Source organism: Mycobacterium sp. E1747, from assembly GCF_001667775.1.
GTDB lineage: Bacteria > Actinomycetota > Actinomycetes > Mycobacteriales > Mycobacteriaceae > Mycobacterium.
Genome location: NZ_LZJI01000104.1, coordinates 1 through 20,783, shown reverse-complemented (window position 1 = coordinate 20,783; position 20,783 = coordinate 1). Strand labels below are relative to the sequence as shown.

General features: G+C 62.6%; 19 protein-coding genes. 5 read left to right on the top strand and 14 right to left on the bottom strand.

The window, feature by feature from the left end:
* Positions 1-284 precede the first annotated feature (284 nt).
* Positions 285-920 (top strand): nuclear transport factor 2 family protein, encoded by a 636-nt coding sequence (locus A5695_RS10755; RefSeq protein ID WP_068080860.1) that lies wholly within the window; start codon positions 285-287, stop codon positions 918-920.
* 137 nt (positions 921-1,057) lie between these two features.
* Positions 1,058-2,863: a CocE/NonD family hydrolase gene (locus tag A5695_RS10750; protein WP_369830178.1), complete on the top strand. Its 1,806-nt coding sequence runs from the start codon at positions 1,058-1,060 to the stop codon at positions 2,861-2,863.
* A 470-nt stretch (positions 2,864-3,333) separates the two neighbouring features.
* On the opposite strand, the gene A5695_RS10745 is transcribed toward A5695_RS10750, so the two are convergent.
* The 12 genes from A5695_RS10745 to A5695_RS10690 all read right to left on the bottom strand — a co-directional run bounded on the left by A5695_RS10745 (position 3,334) and on the right by A5695_RS10690 (position 15,046).
* Positions 3,334-4,023, bottom strand: coding sequence for a CAP domain-containing protein (locus A5695_RS10745; RefSeq protein ID WP_068080857.1), 690 nt, complete (start codon positions 4,021-4,023; stop codon positions 3,334-3,336).
* A 17-nt stretch (positions 4,024-4,040) separates the two neighbouring features.
* Positions 4,041-4,430 carry a DUF732 domain-containing protein gene (locus A5695_RS10740; RefSeq protein ID WP_082945990.1) on the bottom strand — a complete coding sequence of 130 codons (390 nt, stop codon included), beginning with the start codon at positions 4,428-4,430 and terminating at the stop codon, positions 4,041-4,043.
* 6 nt (positions 4,431-4,436) lie between these two features.
* A complete protein-coding gene (locus A5695_RS10735; protein ID WP_082946008.1) occupies positions 4,437-4,889 on the bottom strand; it encodes a hypothetical protein in 453 nt (150 codons plus the stop codon).
* A 173-nt stretch (positions 4,890-5,062) separates the two neighbouring features.
* A complete protein-coding gene (locus tag A5695_RS10730; protein ID WP_156749564.1) occupies positions 5,063-5,512 on the bottom strand; it encodes a mammalian cell entry protein in 450 nt (149 codons plus the stop codon).
* 199 nt (positions 5,513-5,711) lie between these two features.
* Entirely contained in the window at positions 5,712-7,175 is a 1,464-nt protein-coding gene (locus A5695_RS10725) for an MCE family protein (RefSeq protein WP_068080842.1), read from the bottom strand.
* Positions 7,175-8,308 (bottom strand): virulence factor Mce family protein, encoded by a 1,134-nt coding sequence (locus tag A5695_RS10720; RefSeq protein ID WP_068080992.1) that lies wholly within the window; start codon positions 8,306-8,308, stop codon positions 7,175-7,177. Before A5695_RS10720 ends, A5695_RS10725 begins: the two co-directional genes overlap by 1 nt.
* 20 nt (positions 8,309-8,328) lie before the next feature.
* Positions 8,329-9,672, bottom strand: a complete 1,344-nt coding sequence (locus A5695_RS10715) for a virulence factor Mce family protein (RefSeq protein WP_068080839.1) — start codon at positions 9,670-9,672, stop codon at positions 8,329-8,331.
* Positions 9,669-11,000 carry an MCE family protein gene (locus A5695_RS10710; RefSeq protein ID WP_068080987.1) on the bottom strand — a complete coding sequence of 444 codons (1,332 nt, stop codon included), beginning with the start codon at positions 10,998-11,000 and terminating at the stop codon, positions 9,669-9,671. The genes A5695_RS10715 and A5695_RS10710 overlap by 4 nt, the downstream gene beginning before the upstream one ends.
* A complete protein-coding gene (locus A5695_RS10705) occupies positions 10,997-12,025 on the bottom strand; it encodes a virulence factor Mce family protein (protein WP_068080834.1) in 1,029 nt (342 codons plus the stop codon). The genes A5695_RS10710 and A5695_RS10705 overlap by 4 nt, the downstream gene beginning before the upstream one ends.
* Before the next feature lie 34 nt (positions 12,026-12,059).
* Positions 12,060-13,445, bottom strand: coding sequence for an MCE family protein (locus A5695_RS10700; protein ID WP_068080828.1), 1,386 nt, complete (start codon positions 13,443-13,445; stop codon positions 12,060-12,062).
* A 2-nt stretch (positions 13,446-13,447) separates the two neighbouring features.
* Positions 13,448-14,323, bottom strand: coding sequence for an ABC transporter permease (locus A5695_RS10695; RefSeq protein ID WP_082946007.1), 876 nt, complete (start codon positions 14,321-14,323; stop codon positions 13,448-13,450).
* A gap of 9 nt (positions 14,324-14,332) precedes the next feature.
* The gene (locus tag A5695_RS10690) at positions 14,333-15,046 is read right to left on the bottom strand and encodes an ABC transporter permease (protein ID WP_156749569.1); all 714 of its coding nucleotides are present in this window, start codon (positions 15,044-15,046) and stop codon (positions 14,333-14,335) included.
* A 593-nt stretch (positions 15,047-15,639) separates the two neighbouring features.
* Here A5695_RS10690 and A5695_RS27480 point away from each other — a divergent pair.
* Entirely contained in the window at positions 15,640-16,209 is a 570-nt protein-coding gene (locus A5695_RS27480; protein ID WP_369830177.1) for a TetR/AcrR family transcriptional regulator, read from the top strand.
* Here A5695_RS27480 and A5695_RS10685 read toward each other — a convergent pair.
* Complete coding sequence (locus tag A5695_RS10685; protein ID WP_068080826.1) at positions 16,117-16,965, bottom strand: hypothetical protein; 849 nt, start codon at positions 16,963-16,965, stop codon at positions 16,117-16,119. The genes A5695_RS27480 and A5695_RS10685 overlap by 93 nt on opposite strands.
* Before the next feature lie 116 nt (positions 16,966-17,081).
* Here A5695_RS10685 and A5695_RS10680 point away from each other — a divergent pair, with 116 nt between their 5' ends.
* Positions 17,082-18,119, top strand: coding sequence for an LLM class F420-dependent oxidoreductase (locus tag A5695_RS10680; RefSeq protein WP_082946005.1), 1,038 nt, complete (start codon positions 17,082-17,084; stop codon positions 18,117-18,119).
* Between the two features lie 220 nt (positions 18,120-18,339).
* Positions 18,340-19,908 carry an AMP-binding protein gene (locus tag A5695_RS10675; RefSeq protein WP_068080824.1) on the top strand — a complete coding sequence of 523 codons (1,569 nt, stop codon included), beginning with the start codon at positions 18,340-18,342 and terminating at the stop codon, positions 19,906-19,908.
* A 140-nt stretch (positions 19,909-20,048) separates the two neighbouring features.
* On the opposite strand, the gene A5695_RS10670 is transcribed toward A5695_RS10675, so the two are convergent.
* A partial coding sequence (locus A5695_RS10670; RefSeq protein ID WP_231974783.1) for a 3-hydroxyacyl-CoA dehydrogenase family protein occupies positions 20,049-20,783 on the bottom strand: 735 nt, incomplete at its 5' end.

The window sequence follows — 20,783 nt, the reverse complement described above, 5'->3', positions numbered from 1 at the left end:
AGGCCTGGCAGCAATAACAATGGTGGCTTATGGCGAGTACCGCTCGTCGGTCGCCAAGACGTACTGCATCACCGGCCAGTCGTCTGCTTGTCGCCGTCCCAGCAGAACGCTAATGACGATTGTGGAGCCTGTCAACGAAAAGGTTGACGGATGCGGCAGTCAGCACCTTTGTTGACAGTCGCGGATACGGTGGCCTAGCGTGAGCCGTGATTGCCGGTGACCGGTGGGGATTGGCCGATTCGACGGGTTCACTCACCGAGTGGTCCTCTTAACGAAGGAGCAAAATGGATCCCGAGCTCGTAACCTGGTTGCTTGAGCTGCAGGCCAAAGAGGCGATTCGCGATCGGCTCACGAGGTACCTACGGGGCATCGATCGCAACGACCCTGAGTTGTTGCAGGACACTTTCTGGCCCGATGCGCTCGTCGATCATGGGCACTCACGGTTTCGCGGTGATTCGATTGGGAAGATATTTCCCAGCACGAGTAAGCACGCCACCCATCGCCAAGTCCATTACCTCATGAATTTGCTCATTGAGATCCATGGCGACGAAGCGATTTCGGAAGCACAAGCCCTATATTGCGCCGAAACCGAACGCAACGAGGTGGCTTACCTCATCAGTCGGTCGGTTCGCTACATCGACCGATGGGACAAGAGAGACGGCCAGTGGCGGGTCTTTCACCGCACCGTGGCGGAGAGTTGGAACAAGCTTGAGCCGATCGTCGAGCGCTTCCCGAATCCGGAGGGGATGATATACGCGCAGCCCGATCGCTCCGATATCAGCTATCAATTGTTCGAACTCGCCCGGAAGGGCGAGCGACCGCCGTTGCGCATCCCTGACGAAGAAGAGAACGAGAAGAACTTCCATCACGCCCGCGAGCGGCTTGATAGCGCCGGTTTCGGATTCAAGACGCCCCGTTGAGTGCGCCTGCATCGGCCGTATTGCATGCAAGAGCGTGAGATCGTGCGCATTCGGCGTACGCCGTCGTCGCTACAAGGGACGGCTTCCCGCGTCGTGCGCGAAGCAGCGTCGGCGGGTTGTTCGACTGACGTCGGGCTTTGCGTTACTGCTCGGCGCACCCCCTGGCTTCGTCGAGTGGAGGAGCGGCTTTGAAAGTCAAAAAAGAGCGCGATTTGGCGATGCGCACCCGGGATGGCGTGACACTGTATGCAGATGTTTACCGGCCCGACGCGGACGGACAATTTCCGGTCCTGATCGTTCGCACGCCATATGACAAATCGCAGCAAGTTTATGCCGATGGTGTGACACCGACGCTGCATTTGGCACATATCCGGTATTTCCCGCAGCGTGGGTATGTGGTCGTCGTGCAGGACACTCGGGGCCGGTGGAAGTCCGATGGGGATTTCTACCCCTATGCCTGGGAAGCGGCCGACGGTTACGACACCGTCGAATGGGCGGCGCGGTTGCCATGGTCTAACGGCAAGGTCGCGATCGTGGGTAAGTCGTACATGGGTCTGGTCCAGTACCTCGCCGCGCCGCTACGACCCCCACACCTGTTGGCGGCGGCGCCCATGTCGGCTCCGGTCTCGTACTTCGAGAATTGTGTGTGGCGGCGCGGGGTATTCGAACTGGGCTGGCAACTGTCCTATGTGATCGGTTTGGCCCGCGATCAGGCCATCAGGCTAGGCGGCGCGGAGGGAATGGAACGGCTGGCCTATCTGAACAAATACCTGGACGACGCGACTGTCCGGTTTTCCAAATTGAAACTCGAGGAGTACGCACACCTGCCCGTGCGTGATTGGGTCGACCGCCTCGCCGTGGATGCACCGTACCTGAGGGACTTGATCGAACATTGCGTCGATGGGCCGTTTTGGCACAACCTTGATGTCCGCAGAAAAGCGGCCGAGATCGACGTGCCGATGTTGCATGTGGGTTCCTGGTACGACCCGTTCCTCGTCGATTCGACCGAGATGTTCACCCGCATCCGCGGCCAAGCCCACCGCCCTGAGGTCGCGAAGGCGCAGATGTTGGTAATCGGGCCCTGGACCCACGTCTACGGAGTGCGCAACGCGGGCGAGCTGGATTTCGGCCCCAACGCCGAACTCGACATCAGCGAACTGGAACTGCGCTGGTATGACCACTGGCTCAGAGGTATCGACACCGGCCTGCTTGATGAACCGCCGGTGCGAGTGTTCGTCATGGGGTCCAACACCTGGCGTCACGAGTGGGAGTGGCCAATCGCCCGCACTCAGTACACACCGATGTATCTGAGCAGTGACGGTCGGGCCAATTCCTCAGTGGGCGACGGTCATTTGTCGTTCCAGGCACCGGGCGATCAACCCCCGGATGAGTATGAGTACGACCCAGCCAACCCGGTGCCCACGTGCGGCGGGACAACCTTGTTGTCGCTAGGCGATACCGCCGGAGCGTGCGATCAACGCCGGGTGGAACAACGCAGCGACGTCCTGGTCTACACCAGCGACCCAGTGACGGAACCACTCGAGGTGACCGGGCCCGTAACCCTGCGGCTATTTGCCGCAACGTCGGCACGAGACACCGATTTCACCGCTAAGTTGGCCGACGTCCATCCCGATGGTAGGTCGTACAACATCGCCGACGGCGTGATCCGGGCGAGATTCCGTGAGTCGCTCGACAATCCGACACTAGTGTCGCCGGGCGACGTCATCGAATACACCGTGGACATGTGGTCGACCAGCCACATGTTCCTTCCCGGTCATCGCATCAGGCTGGACATCACCTCCAGCGATTTCCCGCGCTACGACCGTAATCCCAACACGGGGCGCGATCTGGGGTCCGATGTAACCACAGAAGTCGCCCGCCAGACGGTATTTCACGATGCGCGGTACCCGTCGCACGTCGTACTGCCGATCATCCCCGACTAGCCACGTTGTCGGCATCGTCGCAGGATCGTGGGGCGGCTTCATTGCCAACGACGTAGTCCAGCTCGAGGCGGGCCTCGCCCAGGTCGAGCGCTCGGCGGCTCGGCGCGCCTTCGCTGCCAAACTGTAGCGACCTTCTGCGCGACTACTCTGCGGTCTGGACTGCTGGCTCTTTGATGATGTAGATCATTCGTTGGGTCGGCGTGAGACCCCGGTCAGTCTTGGGTAAGAAGCGCACTGTGTGGTGTTGCGCGGGCTAACAAGTGGACCCCGTGTCCGTTTAAGCGAGACAGAACATTCGTATTCCGAGTCTTGCTGCAAACCAACGGGCCGCCAACCCCAAACGATCGCTGGCGGCCTGAGCCCCGCACGGTGCGCCGGCAGGATCAGCGCGCAGAGTCGAATTCTACTGCTGTGCAGAGGATTTAGTGCCCAGCTTGTGGTTGGGGCAGCGGAACTTGAACCGGATGCGGCTACTGGGGTGGCAGGGCGGGCGGTGGGTAGACGCCGCGCAGGATCCAGGGAAGCCAGTTGAGGCCGAATTCGAGTTCGTCGCTGGCGTCGTAGTCGGGGCTGGGGTCGAGTGGGATGTTTTGCTCTGCGGCTGCGATCGGTAGGGGTCCTGTCGGTGGTGTTTTGGGCGGGGTTGGCTGTGGTTGATCGGGTTGGCCGTAGAGGGCTACGACGACGGTACGGTTAGGGCTGTTTTCTGACCAGACGCCCATTTGCGAGTTGGCGCAATTGGACATGATGGTGTAGTCGACGGGATTGCTGTACCACTGGTTGATGAGTTCGATACCGCTTATGGATACGGCGGGGTTGATGGCCACAGTTTCGGCGACCTGACCTTTGTAGCCGGCGGCATTGGCGCGGTCTTGTGGGGTGGATCCGTCGGAGCCGATGTCGCCGGCGAGGTTCGGGTTGTGCAGGGCGTCGAGCGTATGCCGTTGGGCGGCTAGTTGTAGGTGGGGGTTGATTCTGACGTCGTTGGTGCACCCTGCTTGGTGCTGGACGGTAAAGACGTTGGCGACGACGCCGTTGTTGAGTCGCTGGTTGTTGGGTATCAGGGTGTTGTTGTCGCCATCTGCGTGCGCGGCGGGCGCGCCCAATAATGTTGCGGCAGTAGCTATCACGGCCCGTAGGGTGAGCGGTCGGTGCTGCATGTTGGTCCTCCTCTTCGTCAGCCGCGCGCGGATGCTGGTGGTCGATAGTGCGCTGCCGCGCTGCGCAACTGCTCGATTTGGGCGGGGCAGAGTTCGTTGACTGCTTGGCTGATCAGATAAGAGGCGTGGTATTCGTCGGTCGTGTTGAAATCAGCCTTCACCCTTGCCATTACTTCGGCGTAGCTCTCTCGTTGAGCGACTCTGTCGCAGAGGCTGTGTCCGTAGTTCAAGGCCGCGTCGGCGTCGGCGAAGTTGTAGCCGGGCCGCACCGTGACGTTGATCAGATAGGCCACCGCATCGGCGTGCGCGGTGGGTGTGACTGGTGCTGTCGCAATGCCGAATAGTGCGCTGCACGTGCAGAGCATTGCGGTTAGTGGCCTATGGCTTGTGGGGGATTTGGCCGGCATGGTCTCTTACACCGGGTCGAATTGTGAGATGAGCCAGCGACCACCGATTTTGTCCAGGGCGACGCGAACGCTGGATGCGGTGTTAGTCGGGGGGCTTTGGCCGATGGTGACGGTTTGGTTGACGAACAGCAGGACGACGGCATGGTCCGGCGTCGCGGAGACCGATGCTAGGGCTGGGACGCTGGCCTCTGCAGAGATTTGTTTTTGTTTGGCTCCGGGGATTACCACGTCATGGGTCAGGTTCGTGTAGGCGGCCAGAAACGTCCCCGTGAGCCGGTTCTTGGCAGACGCTAGGTCCTTCTCCACGGTGTCGGGTTTATAGGACAGCAATGCGATGGTGCCTTCGGTAGCGGCACGCTTTGATTCTGCGGAGGCGTTTTCCGCGTCGCGGCTGGACGTATCCTGCCACTTGAGGAAGCCGGCGCCCGCTGCCAGCAGCAGCGCCAGCGCGGGCAGCATGCAATAGACGATTGCGTGCTTCCACCGGTTGCCGCGGTGCGGGGGCGTCTGCTGCCGGTGGTCGGAGGTCTCGACGTCGACCTGTGCGTCGTCCTCGTCGGACATTAGTTGCGGCATCTCATCGGGTGGTTCTGCCGAGGCGGGATCGCTTGCAGTGCAGGTCTTTAGCGGTTTCATGACACGAACTCCACGTTGGAGACCTTGATCCGGCCGTCAATCCTTTGAACAAAGATGCGCATGCGCCATGCACGCGCGACTTGGTTGGGGGCGCTGGCATCGGAAGTTTGTACGCTGGCCGCCACCAGAACCTGGGCGGTGTCGCGGGTTTGGGATTCGAGTCCGGCTGCGGTGATCGTCCCGACGGTGGTGGCCTGGACTTGCTTGACCACGTCGATGAAGGGCTTTGACCGTTGGGCGAAGTCGTCGTAGAACTGGCCCGTTGCCGCGTCGAGAATGCGCTGGACGTCGGCTTCGGGATGGTGCCAGTCGATCGTTGTCAGGTTCACCGCGCCCTGTTTGGCCGCCTGCAAGAATTGGTTCTGCTGGTTCTTGGTCTGCTGTGATTGGTGGGCACGAAACCCGAGCCAGCCGGCCAAGCAAGCCACGGCGGCGACGATGGTCACGATGAGCGCGATCGCCCGCCGTGTCGGCGTTGGCGCTTGGGACTGCGGGAGTTTCGGCTTAGCTGTGTCATCCGCAGGGAGGCCGGCGGTGCCGTCCAGGGTGCCGACTTCGGAGTCGACGGGGTCGATCGTCTCGACGGTGGCTGCGGGCATGTTCTCCTCCGGCTGTCGGTTGCTCGCTGAATTTGCCTGTGGGCCATCAGGTTCCCGGTGGCACAAGCATGGTTTGCCATGTCTTGTCCTTCGGGGCGGTGTTGGCCAGGTCCGATTGGGTGTAGACCTTGCCGTCGGGTCCGGTGTAGGTGCCGGTGGCCGGGTCGTACTGGGCGGCTGCGATCGGTGGCGGAGGCGCTTGCGGTGGCGGCGGGGCCGCTAGCAAGGGTGGTGAGCCGGGCGGCAGCTGAGGGACGTCTTGTCCGGAAAGGGTGGCGTTGGGGTCGCCTTTCCAGTTGAAGCCGTCGTTGAGGGGCACGTATTGTTCGTCGCTTTCGCACATCTTCACGGTGGGTGCACGTTTGCCGGGAACGGTTTCGCATGGGATGTTGCGGGCGCCACGCACGTTCAGCGGTGAGTCTTGGGGGACTCGGCAGTACAGATCGCCCGGCGCGCGTTGCGGGTAGTCGACGAAGTTGGCGGTGCGCTGTTGCTGCGCGGGCAGGAATCCGGTGGTGCATGCCGGTGGCAGGTTGATGTTGAGGTTGAAACTCAGGTAGGCGCCCCGATAGGACTGCTTGGTGTTGGCGTTGGCGACCAGCGTTGCGCCCATGATGGACACGCCTTCGGGGACCAACACCAGAAGCTGTTCGACGTCGTTGTTGTAGGTGAGTGCAACCTTGCCGATGCTGAGCAGGTTGGCCATCAGGATGGGCAGGGTTGGTTGCATCCGCTCGATGAGTCTTTGTGTTTCGGCGGCCGCCGGGCCGCCGTGATCGATGATGCCGGCCACATCTTGGTCGCGGGTCTGTAATTCGGAGGTGACAGTCGCTAGGTGTGCCGCCCAGCCCTGGATTGCTTCTGAGGTATGGGTTTGTGACTGGGCGACGGGGCGCCATTGGTCGATGAGCGCGATGAGTGGGTCGAGGTTGTTGCGTGCTTCGATCGACAGTTCGGAGGAACCTTTGACAAGACGCGAGAGTTCGGGGCCCAGACCGCCCACCGCGCTGTAGGACTCGTCGATGACCGTTTTGAGGTTGTCGTGCGGGATTGCCTTCAAGGCGGTGTTGGTCGCGGCGAGCAGTGCATTGATGTCGGGGGGCACGGAGGTCTCGTCGGCTGAAATCACGTCGCCATCTTTGAGCGGCGGCGAGGTGGCGTTACGCGGCAGCAACTCAACGTATTGCTCACCGACCGCTGATTGGCTGTGGACCTCGGCATTGAGATTCGACGGGATGTTGATGCCGGATTTCAGCGACAGGATGGCTTCGACGCCGCTGTCGGTCAGGTGCACGGACTGCACCCGGCCCACCTCGGTGCCGCGGTAGGTGACGTTGCTGCTTTCGTACAGACCTCCGCTTTGCGGCAGGTGCATTGTCACCGTGTATCGCCCGACGCCGAACAGCATTGCCGGAAGCTTCATAAAGTGCAAAGACATTACGGTCACTGCGATGACGGCGACCACGGTGAAGATGGCAAGCTGAATCCGGATCTGTTTGCTGAGATACATTAGGGCCCTTGGTCCTGGCGGTACGGGATGACCAGTGGGTTGCCCGGTGTGCCGCGGAAGCCCGCGGTACATGGACTGGGGAACTGGCCGATAGTGCGACCCCACTGCAGCTCCAACTGGGTCAGATGGCACTCCCAGCGGGTCCCGGTGAAGATCCCTTGGTCGATGCGGCTTAGCGTGAGGTCGACGATTGCGGTCATGTTGCCGTAGTCGCCGCGCATCCACTTCTCGATTTCTTCGGTCGGAAATGGAAACGTGGAAAGCAAACTCAGCGACCGCGTGAGGCTGGGGCCGGCGTTAGCCAGCGATTCCAGCACCGGTGCGACTTGGCGGAGTTCCTTGACCAGGTTGTCTTTGGTTTTGTTGACCGTGTCGGTGGTCAGCGCGCTGAATTTGCTGAGTTCGGCCGCCGCTTCTGCCAGGTGGTCCCGCTGGTCGTTGAGCACGGCCAGCGCATCGGGGATGGTCGTCAGGGCCCGATCCAGCACGGGTTGTTGTGCGGCGAACTTGGCGACCAGCCGGTTGAGGCTGTCGGTGGCGGCGATGATGTTCCCGCTTTGGTCGTTGAGGTTCGCGGCGAAGGTGTCGAGTTGTCCGATCAGGCTGTGCAGGTCGTGCTCGCGGCCCCGAAACGCTGTACTGAACGCTTCGGTGATGTCTTGGATGTGGCCGAGCCCGCCCCCGTTGAGGACCAGAGACAGCGCCGCGAGGGTCTGTTCGGTGCTGGGGTAAGCGCCCCCACGGGACAATGGAATCAGCGCGCCGTCGCGCAATTGGCCTTGGGGCGGCACATCTTTCGGCGAGGCCAGCTCGATGTGCAGCGAACCGAGCAGGCTGGTCGTGCCGATTTCGGCGGTGACATTGGCAGGCAGCTTGACATTGCCGTCGAGGCGCATCGTAACCAATGCATGCCAGCCCTGGCGCTCGATTTTAGTCACATGACCGACGGTGACGTCTGCCACGCGCACCCGGGAGTTGGGTTGAATGTTGTTGACGTCGGGCATCTGCGCGCGGATCACGAAGGAGCCCGGGCCGTTGCCTTGAGTGCCCGGCAGCGGCAGCGAGTTCAGCCCGCGCCAGCTGCAACCCGAGATCCCGGCCACTGCCACCGCTATCACCAGGACTAGGCGCATGTGACGCCGGCCGTTGATCATCAGTGTCCTCCGGTGGGCAGCATGAGCCCAGGTAGACCGGCTGCCGGCTCGGTCGGCATCGCGGCGGTCCCGGGGGCGGGCGCCCCCGGTACTACCGGTGTGGCCGGCGGGCGGCCTGGCGCCGCGGGGGCGGGCGTCTCGTCCTGTGGCGCATTGGTGGCGGGAGGTACATAGTCGGGCCGCATCCAGTTTTCGCTGTAGGTGACCTCGTTGGGCCTGGCTTGCGCTCCCACCAGTAGGTTCTCGCCGATCGGCGGATAGTTGATTTGGCGGTTCTTGAAGATTGGCGCCAAATATTGCACGCACAGTTTCGCCGCTTGCTCACCGCCCAGCCGAGAGGCGGACTGGATCGCTCCGCACAGGAAGGAGACCGGATTCGCGAAGTTGTTTATCGCCAAAGCGCCGGTCAGTTGACCGCCGGACGGTTCGAAGATGTTGTTGAAGTTGGCGAATGTTGACGGGGCGATATGCAGCGTCTGCTTGATGTCATCAAGGCTGGCTACCAGGGCGTTGGTGATGGACGTGAGTTTGTCTGAGGCGGTGCCGATTGCTTCGCGGTTGTCGACGGCGAAATGTTGCACGTCGGCCACCACCGCGTTGAGATCCTCGGCGGCATGGGCAACCTTGTGGGGGTCGTCGGCCAGCAACGAGGAAGCGGAAGCCAGGTTGCGGTTGAGTTGTTCGAGCAGATCCGCGCTGTCGTGCAGGGCCGAGACCAGCGTCGACAGGTTTTTGAGTGTGGTGAAGATGTCGTTGCTGTGGTCACCGAGCGCCGAGATCGTCTGGGACAGTTTGATGATGGCGTCGCGGATGGCGCCGCCTTGTCCGCGCAGGTTGTCGGCGGCGGTGTTGATCAGGGCACCCAGCGTGCTGACCCCTCCGGGTTTGGTGGGTTTAAGCAATTCGGTTAGCCGCTGCAGTTGGGCGCGCAGGTCATCCCATTCGACGGGGACCGCGGTGCGGTCTTGCGGGATGACCGCGCCGCTGCCCATGGTGGGTCCGCCGGTATAGGGCGGCGTCAACTGGATCGCTCGACCGGTGACCAGTTGCGGTGAAAGAATCACGGCCTTGGCGTCTGCGGGCACCTTGTATTTGCGGTCGATCCAGAAGAAGACTTTGGCTCGCAGGGGTTGGGGCTCGATCTTGTCGACCTTGCCCACCGGGACGCCCCGGATGCGTACGTCGTCGCCGGGAAACACGCCGGTGCTGTTGTCAAAGTAGGCGATCATCACAGTTCGGGCGGTCTGCTCGGAGGTGCGCATCGCTACACCGGCCCCGGCGACTAGGACCAAGGCCAACGCGACGGCCAAGGTGATGCGAGAGCGACGCAGCCTGGCTGTCATGGCTGGCCTCCTGGCCGCGATGGGCCCGGTCCCACTTCCACATTGATCGGCGCGGGTGTCGGCTCAGGTGTGGATTCCATCCCGGGTGGGGCCGGTGCAGGCGGGCCGGGCGGTGGGCCCCCGGGAGGCGGGGCGCTCGGCGGCTGTCGATAGGGGTAGCAACCCGGCCCCGGCAGCGGGCACGGGTGGTCGCCCGGGTTTCCGGTGATCGCGTCGGGGATGGTGAGCCGGGGGTCTCCTCCCTGGCCGGTGCGCGGGTAGGGCACCGGCAATGCCGGGGTACCTGGTTGGCCAGTCTGTGGGTCGGAAAGCTGGGAGGGCAGTAAGGTGGCCGGATCCAATCCGAGGTCGGAGAATGCGGCATTGACGAATGGCTGCACGAACTGGCCGGGCAACAGGTTGACGACGTAGGCCTTGAAGAATGGGCCTGAGCCCACCGATTCGCCCAGCGACATGGCGTAGGCGTTGAGCCCTTTGATGGTTTGCTGCACGCGCTCCTTGCGGTTGTCGACGATGGCGAGGACCCCGTTGAGCTTGTCCAGGGCGGGGCGTAGCTGCTCGCGATTGTCGGCGATGAATCCTTTCAGTTGCTGGGAGAGTGAGGAAATGTTCGTCGAGACCTGGTCGAGGGCGGCGCTTTGGGTACGCAGCTGTGCCAGCAGCTCATTTGTGTCTTTGACCAAGCTGACTATCTGGTCGGTGCGCTTGGCCAGCACTGTGGTGGCTTTGGCGGCGTTGTCGAGCAAAGTGCGCAGCTGGGTGTCGCGGGTGTCGAGGATTTGGGCGAATCGCGCCACCCCCTGCACCGCATTTTTCAAGTCGGCAGGGGTATCAGTGAAGGTTTGCGCGAGGGTGGCCAGTGAATCCGACAGCTGGTTAGTGTTCAGTCCGCTGATGGTGGTCGCCAAGTCGCCGAGTGCATCGGGCAGCTGGTAGGGCGACACCGTTCGGTCGAGCGGGATGGCGCGGTCGAGTTGGCCGGAGCCGCGCGGCGTGACGTCGAGGATTTTGCTGCCCAGCAAGCTTTTGGTCTTGATCGCGGCCTCGGTGCGCTCGCCGAGATGGACTTTTTTGTCGATCTTGAAGACGACCAGCACACCGGGCCCTTCGAGTCCGATGCTGGAGACTTTGCCCACCTGAAAACCGGCGACCTCCACCCCGGCTCCGGTGAATAGGCCGCCCGCGTCAGCGAAATACGCCGAATAGCTCTTGCCCTGGTTGAGAAAGGGCAGCTTCTGATACTGCAACGCCGCCATCACCACCGTTGCTACGGCCATGAGGCCCAGGGCGCCGATGACCAGGGGGCTGCGTTCAGAAAACGACTTCACTTCGGCGTGCACCGCCCCGTGCTTTGACCGGCGAGCTTGACATACACCGGTTGTCCCCCTTTGCCGTTGACTTTGAGAACGAGATTGCACAAATAGAACGTGAAGAAGTCGCCGTAGATGGCCTGCCGGTCAAGCGCCCGATAATGGTCGGGCAGCGAATTGAGCAGGTTGTCCAGATAGTCGTGGTCGGTCACGGCGATCCCCGCGGCCCGATCGGTCTGGCGAACAACTTCGCTGAAGGGCCCGCGGGCCTGGGAGAGTAGGTCGGCGACCGAGCCCGCCGCGGCGTTGGTGTAGGCCAACGCGTTCGAAATGTCGGTCTTGTGGGCGGCGAGCCCGGAGATCAGCTGCGACAGGGAGGTCACCGCTTTGTCCAGTTTGTCGCTTTGGCCGCCCAGTGACCCCAGCACCACGGTGAGGTTGTCGATGACCTGGCCGATCAGGACGTCCCGGTCCGCCAACGTGTTGGTCACCGCGGCGGCCTGGTCCAGAAACGAGCTGATTGTGGGGCCTTGTCCCTGAAATGCCTGCAGCAGTTGAGCGCTGAGCTCGTTCACCTGTTCGGGATTCAGTGCCCGAAACAGCGGCTTAAAGCCGCCGACGAGCGCATCCAGATCCAGGGCAGGCTTGGTACGGGCCAGCGGAATGGTTTGGCCGGGATTAAGTTTGGTGACCGCTCCCGCCCCCTCTTCGAGGGCCAGGTAGCGGCCCCCAAACAAGTTGTCGTAGCGGATGGCCGCCTGGCTTCCCTCGGTCAGTACGACTGACGTGTCAGCGGAGAACTCGACTCGGACCGTCGCGTCGGGATTGATGGCGATGTCTTGGACCTTGCCGACTTCCACGCCCGCGATGCGCACCAGGTCGCCCTTTTTGAGGCCGGATACGTTGGTGAACTCGGCGTTGTAGGTGGTGCCGGTGCCGAACCGGAACTGCGCGAAGATGGTCAGCAGCAAGAACGCGCCGAACGCGCAGACCGTCAAGAAGGCGCCGAGTCGCCATATGACGGGTCCTAGCTGGCTTCGCACTGTGTCCCTCCTGCTCGGTGTGGATCGGTAGCGGTCATGGCGCCGGCACCTGCCCAGGTGACGAGATGGGTTCGGGTGGCGTGGAATTGGGGGAGGCTGGTGGTACGCCGGGCCACAGCGGCACACCCCCGGGGCCGTAGAGGGCCGCCCCGTAAGGCGTGCCGCCAGGATTGGGTCCGACTGCTGGACCGGGGATGCATTGGCGGATGCTGGGCGGTTGGGGGATAGCCCGGGTAACGGGCAGGTAGTCGATCCAGCAGGGATGCCCGATGCCCGGGTTGGGCCGGATATCGAGCCCGGTTCCCCACCCGGTGTTGGTGATCAGCTGACGTACTGGGAAATTTTTCGTGGGATCGGGCAGAGATCCGCAGCCCGGCTTGCCGCCGGGTCCACCTTTGGCCGCCACAATGGGCAGATTGTCGGGGTAGGCGTAGGGGTCATTACCTAGCAGAAGCGCAATGTCGAAGTCGAAGCCCTGCCCGCTGGTACCGCCGCCGTACGCTGAGCGGCCCCCGTTGTCGAGGAACCACTGGGCGCCCTGCAACATGCAGGTGTACTCGGGGTTGTAAGTCAGCAGTAAGTTCGTGGTCGGCTCCCAAGTATTGATGGCGCCGACGAGACTGTCTCTGCTGGTGCCCAGCAGATTGGTTCCGGTCTTTGACAGGCCGATGGCATTGAGCAGCAGGGAATCTAGTGCCGAGGAGTGGTTGGTGACGGTGGTGCTGGTTGTACTCGCGGCGTTCAGGATCGTCAGGATGTCCGGGGCGGCTGCAGCGTAGGTGTCGTTGAGGTCTTTGAATGTGCGCCAGTCATCACGAAGGGTTTCGTTGCGGGAGTTGAGTGCCTGCAACACCTGATTGAGGTCGCTGGTCGCCTCACCCATTCGTTGCCCTTGTCCACGGACCCCCTCGGCCACGGCGGTCAAGACGGCGTTGAGCTTGAGCGGATCGACCATTTTGAGGAGGTCGACGACATTTTCGAACACGGTGTTGATCTCGGTGCTGGAATTCTCCGACCGCAGCACTGTCCCTGGTGCCAGGCGTGCAGCGCTTGGGTGTGGCGGAGGGACCAGCTCGACGAATTTCGCACCGAAGGCGGTCGTGGCCTTGATCTGGGCCTGCACATTGGCTGGGATGTAGCGGATCTGGTCGTGGTCGATGTCGAGTCGGAGGCTGACCTGGTCGTCGCCCGTGTTGCCGATGTCGCTGACGTGGCCGACTTGAACGCCGCGCAACAACACCTTGGCGCCGGGCTCCATCACGAGCCCGGCGCGATCCGATCTCAGCGTCACCGGCATGTAGGACTTGTAGGCTCCGCTGAAAGCCGCTGTGGTCATGAAGAGGAATGCGCCGATCGCGGCGAACAAAATCAGCGTCCACCACGCCGAGTGGAGTTCGCGTCCGCGCAGCCTGGATCTCATCGTTAGCCCGCTAGATGGAAGTTGCCGGACTGGCCATAGACGGCGAGGGTGATCATCACGATCACGACCGCGGCGACCACCATCGAAGTGCGTACCGCCCGGCCCACGGCTTCACCGACGCCGGCCGGCCCGCCGCTGGCGGTGTAGCCGTAGTAGGTGTGCACCAGCATGACCACGATCGTGATCGCCACGGACTGGAAGAACGACCAGATCATGTCGCGGGGATTGAGGAAGGTATTGAAGTAGTGGTCATACACCCCCGAGCCCTGCCCGTAGATGGAGGTAGTGCCCACTCGGGCGGCCAAGAAGGCCATCATCATCGCGACGCAGTACAGGGGGATCACCACGATCACGCCGGCGGCGACGCGGGTGGACGCCAGGTAGCTGATGCTGCGGATACCGATTACCTCAAGGGCGTCGATTTCCTCGTTGATCCGCATCGCCCCCATTTGAGCGGTGGCGCCGGCGCCGATGGTGGCCGACAGCGCGACCGAGGCGGTGCCCGGAACGATGAGCCGGACATTGAAGTACGACGAGGCGAACCCTGTGAGGGCTTCGATACCGACCGACGCCAACTGGTTGTATCCCTGCACCGCCACGAGCGCGCCCGTGGTCATGGTGAGGAAGGCGACGATGACCACGGTTCCGCCGATCACCGCGAGTGCGGCCGCCCCCAAACCCATTTGGGCGATCAGCCGCAGCAGCTCGGTGCGGTAATGAACAAGGGCATCCGGGATCGCCACTAATGTCCTGGCGTAAAACTGCGTCTGGGCTCCAATCCGGTTCCACCCGCTGGCCGTAGACGCGGCGCGACGCTGCAACCACGGGTGCACGCTCGCGGGAGCGGCGCCGGCGGGAGTGGGAGCGGTGTGTGTCATCGACATACCTCAGGACACTGTGAATTGGACGCCGACGGCGGTGACGATGACGTTGATGGCGAATAACACCATGAAGGTGAACACCACGGTCTCGTTGACCGCATTGCCGACACCGGCTGGTCCACCGCCCACCGAGATGCCCTTGTAGCAGGCAATGAGTCCCGCCGCCATGCCGAAGAGCGTTGCCTTGGCGAGTGACACCAGCACGTCGCCGGCACCGGTCAATGTGGTCAAACCCGTTATGAACGCGCCGGCCGAGACATGCTGGATATAGACGGTGAAAAAGAAGGCGCCCCCAAGGCCCACGATGGTCACCGCCGATGACAGCGCTAATGCCACGGTGGTCGCTGCCAGCACACGTGGGATTACCAAGGCCTGGATGGGGTTGATGCCCATCACCCGCAGCGCGTCGAGCTCCTCTCGGATGGTGCGTGCTCCCAGGTCCGCACACATGGCGGTGGCGCCCGCGCCCGAAACCACCAAAACGGTGACGATTGGGCCGATTTGGTTGACCGTGCCGATCGCTGCCCCGGTGCCCGAGAAATCTCCGGCGCCGATTTCGGTCAGCAATATGTTGAAGGTGAAGGTCAATAGCACTGCATAGGGCAGCGTCATCATCACCGCCGGCGCCACTGAGACCCGTGCTACGAACCAGCTTTGAAACAGATACTCCTTCCAGGCGAACGGCGGCCGAAACATCAACACGAAGGTGTCGAGCGACATGGCGAAAAATCCACCAACCGCGCGGACAGGCTTGGTGGCTACAGCCAACGAGGTCACGTTCTCCCCCTTCCTGGTCCACTTCGACCGGGAGCCGCGCACGGCGATCACCACGTCGTAATCAGTTCTGTCACAACCGTCTCTCGGCAGCGCGGGCCCACCCCTACCGCTTGGGCCCGATCGGCCGACATTGAACGAACGGTAATGGTGGGATTGCCGCCGCCGCGGCCACTAGAAGTGGCATATCGCTCCTCCTTCTGGGGCATTCAGCGAGGTGACGATCGGCTCTGGTAGCGATATCCTCGACGATGCCGGCAAACGTCACCGACTGGAATCGATGCCGACGTAACACGTGCCGACCGGTAGGCAGCTGCAGATTCTTGTCGCTCGGCAACACCTCCGTTCAACGATGGTCACGCGACAAGGGGGACGCGTTTCTTCACGAAGGCGATCGTCGGAGAAGGGTCATGGAGGAGGGCGAATCCCGGTTCACTATGGTTGCGGCGAAGTGCCTGCATGTGGGGGGATACAATGTCACACAGCGCACACTTCGGAGGTGAACCATCACGGTCGATCGACTCCCGCAGCGGCCCGCCGTGCGGATCCGCGATCCCGAACGCAAGGCGCGGATCATGGATGCTGCCGCAGATCTCTTCGCGCACAATGGGTTTCATGCCGTTTCGATGGCCCAGATCGGGGCGGCGGCGGGAATTACCGGATCGGGCGTGTACCGGCACTTTACAAGTAAATCCGCTGTGTTGGTGGCACTGTTTGATCGGGTTATCGATGAGTTGCTCCATGACGAGGAGCAAATCCTCAGTACCGTTTCAGATTTGGGCCAGGTGTTGGATCAGCTGATTGCCGGCCAGGTGCAATTCGTGGTGGGGGACCGTGAACTGGCGCAGGTTTATTACAACGAGATCAATAACCTCCCTGAGGAGGACCGCCGCCGACTACGCCGCAAGCAGCGGCTGTATCTCGAAGAATGGGTGCACGTGGTGAACGAAATGCGCACCGACCTCAGCGACAGCGAAGCCCGGACCGTCGTACACGCCGCAGTCGGCGCGATCCAATCACCGTTGTTCCACAACACCGGTTTGGCCGAGGACCGGTTGCGCGCCGTATTGACCGAGGCGGCTCGCGCCATCCTCGGTGTCGGCGCCTGACGCACCGGTCCGGCCGGTCGGCAGGAACGACGCCGCGAACCGCACGAGGACAACCGCGAAGCAGATGCTGACCAAGGTCGCCGCAACCACGAGCGCGGTTGAACTGTGCTGCGCGTGCAGCGCAATGATGGTCGGCCAACCGGCACCAAAGTTGGCGCCGAAGAAGGTGCAAGGAAACACGACAAACACGCCCAGCAACTGCCACCTGGCCGTCGCGTGCTTGCGCAGCTGGTCTGCGGCGATAGCGAAACACATCACCTGTGCCGCCTCCAGTACCCCGATTATCAAGGGGTAGTTGAAAATTCGCAGAACATGCGGGCCCCAGTAACTATACGCGCCGCCGTTGATGCCGAACATCTCAAATACACACGACATCGTCAATTCCACTCCGGCCCAGCGGAACAGCCCGGCCCGCGTGAGCGTTCCGCGGTGAGCCTCTCGGGCGATGAAGACCGCCGCACTTGCATACAGCACGGCATACCCGCTGTGCGTCCAGTTCGGTTGGGGAATATCGAAAGCCGTGAAATGCGTCCACATGCGGGGACCGGAATAGAAGTACAGCATCATCCCGATGTCGTACAGTGGTTCGGCCACCGCGCCGAGCATCGACGCCAGCACCATCAACACGTAGAACGGTGTGCGCTCACGGGCGCCCATGCGCACCGCCAGGCCGATTATCACGGCGGTCAATGCCCAGCTCGCGAAGGTCAAGATCGCTTGCGTCGTGAGGTTTAGGCTGTGATCGATCGGGGGCATAAATGCCGACGGTATACCCAGCTCACCTGCGGTGGGAGCCCATTTGGGAGGAATTGCCTCCCCCGTAGGGACGAGAAAGCCGCAGCAATCGAGCCGACCATGTCAGGGTGAGCGGCGTGTATGTTGACGCCAATATCGGTGGCGCTGTTGACGGAACCGCCGGCGCGAACCTCGAGGTGCTGGCCGAGCAAGTGGCGGCTGCCGAGAGTATGGGTTTCGACGGGGTGTGGTCCACGGAAGTAAGCCGGGATCCTTTCCTGCCATTGATGATCGCAGCCGACAGGTCAAGCACGCTGCGGCTGGGAACCGCGGTGGCAGTGGCGTTCGCGCGTAGCCCCATGACGATGGCGACCGTGGCCAATGACCTCAATACGTTCAGCCGAGGGCGGTTCGTGCTGGGCCTTGGGTCTCAGATCCAGGCACATATCGAACGCAGGTTCAGCATGCCCTGGTCGGCCCCCGCCGAGCGGATGCGTGAATACATCGCTGCGCTGCAGTCGATTTGGCGGTGCTGGTACGGCGGGGACGAACTTGACTTCCGCGGCACGCACTACCAGCACACCCTGATGACACCGATGTTCCGTCCGCAACCCAGCCCGTTCGGGCCGCCTTCGGTCGTGGTGGCGGCGGTGGGTCCCCGGATGACCACGGTGGCCGCGGAAGTCGCAGACGGGCTGTTGGTACACGGGTTCACCACCGCGCGTTACCTGCGCGAGGTAACCCTGCCGTTGATCAACAAAGGGCTCATGGTGAGCGGCCGCACCCGGACGCAGTTCACCACGACCTATCCCGGGCTCGTCGCCACCGGTGCGAACGAGAAGTCGCTGGTAGTGGCGATCCACCGAGTGCGCGACCAGATCGCCTTCTACGGGGCCACCCCGGCGTACCGGACTGTGTTGGATCTGCACGGCTGGGGAGACCTGCACCTGGAGTTGCATCAGCTGTCCCGCAGTGGCCGTTGGAAGGAGATGGCGCAGCTCGTCGACGACGACGTTCTTCATACGTTCGCCGTCGTCGGTGAGCCGGCCACGGTCGGCGCCGAGATCGATCGGCGATTCGGTGGCTTGATCGACAGGTTCACCGTCTACACCCCCTACCCGCTCAGCGGGGAAACCCTTGCTGATCTGGTCCGCGCCATCAAGGAAGCTGGCTAGGGGGAGTGGTTCATCAACACCGCGGATGGATGTGCTGCAGGAACGCTCCCCCGATGGGGCAATAGCTTTCCTCCCGAGGTTAGTCGTTGTGGCGGTGATCTGCCGATAGCGTCGGCGCTAGCCGTCCGCCGCAGTGCTACAAGGAGCAGTCCGTGAAATCTGTGCCCGCTGTTGACCTGTCCGAAATTTGCCTAGCCGACGATCGGGCAGAAGTCTAGCGATGTGGGGCCCCATGCCCGACGTCTTGGACCGGGTCTGTACCTATTACCGGGACTCGGTGGCGATCATCGACGGCGATCGCGCCATCACCTACCGGGAAATGAACCAGTGGCGCAACGAGATCGCACACGGCCTGATCGCACTCGGCGTCCAGAAGGGCCAACGTGTCGGCTTATTGATGCCCAACATGTTGGAGTTCATCCCCTGCCAACAGGCGATCTGGGCCACGGGGGCCGTCCTGGTCCAAATGGCAACGCGCGCCTCGGCGAGCACCTGGGCATCGAATCTGCGGGCGACCAAGGCCTCTACCCTGATTTTTCATGCGAAGTTCGACAGCGCGGTCGCCGAGATTCGTCACAGCGTACCTAGTTTGCGGACGCTCATCCGGGTCGGGGACACACCCCAGCACTCACAAGTCGCGCACGCCGTTGATTTCGCCGAGATGGTCGAGCAGCAACCCCATACCCGCCCGCCTGTCGACATCGACCCCGATGATGAGGCGTTCATATTGTTCACCTCAGGAAGCACGGGTGAGCCCAAAGGGGTAGTGAATTCCCATTACACCTGGGGCTATTACGGGATTTCGGCCGGTCTGGACATGGCCGACATCGGCTTCGGCGAGGTCTTCGCCCACGGGGCGCCGCTGACCCACTACTCCCAGGCCTTTGTGCTTCCGACGTTTGTCCGTGGCGGCACCAACGTCATGTTGCCCGCCATGGATATATCGACCCTGTTGACCAATATCGAGCGTCACCGAGTGACGGCCACCGCCGTCGTGCCGACGATCATCTATCTACTGCTCGATGATCCGCACCGAACCGACTTCGATCTGTCGAGTCTGAAAACGATGATCTACGCCGGCGGACCGATCGCGCCGGACCGACTACGGGCAGCGCTGGAGGCGTTCGGACCGATTTTCATCCAGACTTACGCGGGCACCGAGCAGGGATTCGTGTCATGCCTGCGTAAACACGAGCACCGCGCCGACACCCCGCTCTGGCGGGCGCGGTTGGCCTCGGCGGGGCGGCCCCTGGTCAACGTCGCGGTCGAGATCCGCGATGACACTGGTCGCCGACTGCATGTGGGTGAGGCCGGTGAAGTCTGCACCAGGCAACTCGGTCAAATGAAGTCCTACCTTGACCCTGCGCGGAACGCCGAGACGCTGCGTGACGGCTGGATCCACACCGGTGACGTCGCCCGCATCGATGACGACGGCTTTCTCTACATCGTCGACCGTAAGCGCGACATGATCGTCAGCGGCGGCTTCAATGTGTTCCCCCGGCAGGTCGAGGACGTGTTGACCACCCACGCCGCAGTGGCGCAAGCGGCCGTGATCGGTGTGCCGCACGAGAAATGGGGTGAGGCGGCTCTGGCCGTAGTCGTCACCAGGCCCGGGGCCGTCGTCGACGGACAACAGCTCATCGACCACGTAAAGGCTGAACTGGGCAGCGTGTGCGCACCCAAGACCGTGGTCTTTGCTGATGACCTGCCGCTCAACGCCACCGGCAAAGTCGACAAGAAACGCCTACGCGAACCGTACTGGCAGGCCCAGTCGCGTCAAGTCGGGTAAGCGAGACATCATCTCCACCAATGCCGTTCGTGCCAATCACGCGGTTGGCGCGGCGGATCCGCATGACTCGCAACCTCGACTGAATCGACCGGCGACGGCGCATCCCACAGATGGGCGAGATCACCGCGTCGGCTTCGCTGTTAGCGGATCAGTGAACTCGGTGGGCTGAAGCGGTCGCCGTACTTGGCGGCCAACTCGCGCGCCCGCGCCACGAACGCATCCTTGCCCACACCGTGTGGGCCGGAGTAGCCGACGATGAACTGCGCGCTGCCACCCGTCCACGAGGGGTAGCCAATGCCGGTCAGCGAGCCGATGTTGGCGTCGGCGGTGGAGGTGATCACACCTTCGTCAAAGCATTTTTGGGTTTCCAGCGCTTCAGCGAACAGCATTCGGTCGATCATGTCCTGCAAGGGCAGCCGCACCGACCCAGAGTTGAAAGTGCCCCGGAGACCGGGCCAGAGCTTGTCTCGGATGCCGTCGACGTAGTCATAGAATCCAGCACCGCTGAGCCGTGACGGACGGCCGCGTTCGATCATTGTCTCGATGACGGCCTCGCCGGGGTGCGCCTGGTAGGCGCCGCCGGCATCCTCGACAGCGGCGCGGGTGGCGATGGATACCTTGTGTAACAGTTCGAGGTTGAGCTCGTCGAGTAGCTGCAGCGGCGGGGCCGGGTAGCCGGCCTGCGAGCCGGCGTGCTCGATGCTGGCCGGTTCGACGCCCTCACCGAGCATCGCCAGCGCCTCGTAGATGAAGGTCGTGATGACGCGGCTGGTGAAAAAGCCGCGGCTGTCGTTGACGACGATCGGGGTCTTGCCGATGGCCAGGGTGTAGTCGAACACCCGGGCCAGTGCCTCGTCGGACGTCTTTTCGCCCCT

What these genes read in the sequence shown, in the direction of transcription:
- A5695_RS10755 (WP_068080860.1), top strand. Translation starts at nt 285, where the DNA reads ATGGATCCCGAGCTCGTAACCTGGTTGCTTGAGCTGCAGGCCAAAGAG.
- A5695_RS10745 (WP_068080857.1), bottom strand. Translation starts at nt 4,023, where the DNA reads ATGCAGCACCGACCGCTCACCCTACGGGCCGTGATAGCTACTGCCGCA.
- A5695_RS10740 (WP_082945990.1), bottom strand. Translation starts at nt 4,430, where the DNA reads ATGCCGGCCAAATCCCCCACAAGCCATAGGCCACTAACCGCAATGCTC.
- A5695_RS10735 (WP_082946008.1), bottom strand. Translation starts at nt 4,889, where the DNA reads ATGCTGCCCGCGCTGGCGCTGCTGCTGGCAGCGGGCGCCGGCTTCCTC.
- A5695_RS10725 (WP_068080842.1), bottom strand. Translation starts at nt 7,175, where the DNA reads ATGTATCTCAGCAAACAGATCCGGATTCAGCTTGCCATCTTCACCGTG.
- A5695_RS10720 (WP_068080992.1), bottom strand. Translation starts at nt 8,308, where the DNA reads ATGCGCCTAGTCCTGGTGATAGCGGTGGCAGTGGCCGGGATCTCGGGT.
- A5695_RS10715 (WP_068080839.1), bottom strand. Translation starts at nt 9,672, where the DNA reads ATGACAGCCAGGCTGCGTCGCTCTCGCATCACCTTGGCCGTCGCGTTG.
- A5695_RS10700 (WP_068080828.1), bottom strand. Translation starts at nt 13,445, where the DNA reads ATGAGATCCAGGCTGCGCGGACGCGAACTCCACTCGGCGTGGTGGACG.
- A5695_RS10695 (WP_082946007.1), bottom strand. Translation starts at nt 14,323, where the DNA reads ATGACACACACCGCTCCCACTCCCGCCGGCGCCGCTCCCGCGAGCGTG.
- A5695_RS10690 (WP_156749569.1), bottom strand. Translation starts at nt 15,046, where the DNA reads ATGTCGCTCGACACCTTCGTGTTGATGTTTCGGCCGCCGTTCGCCTGG.
- A5695_RS10685 (WP_068080826.1), bottom strand. Translation starts at nt 16,965, where the DNA reads ATGCCCCCGATCGATCACAGCCTAAACCTCACGACGCAAGCGATCTTG.
- A5695_RS10675 (WP_068080824.1), top strand. Translation starts at nt 18,340, where the DNA reads ATGTGGGGCCCCATGCCCGACGTCTTGGACCGGGTCTGTACCTATTAC.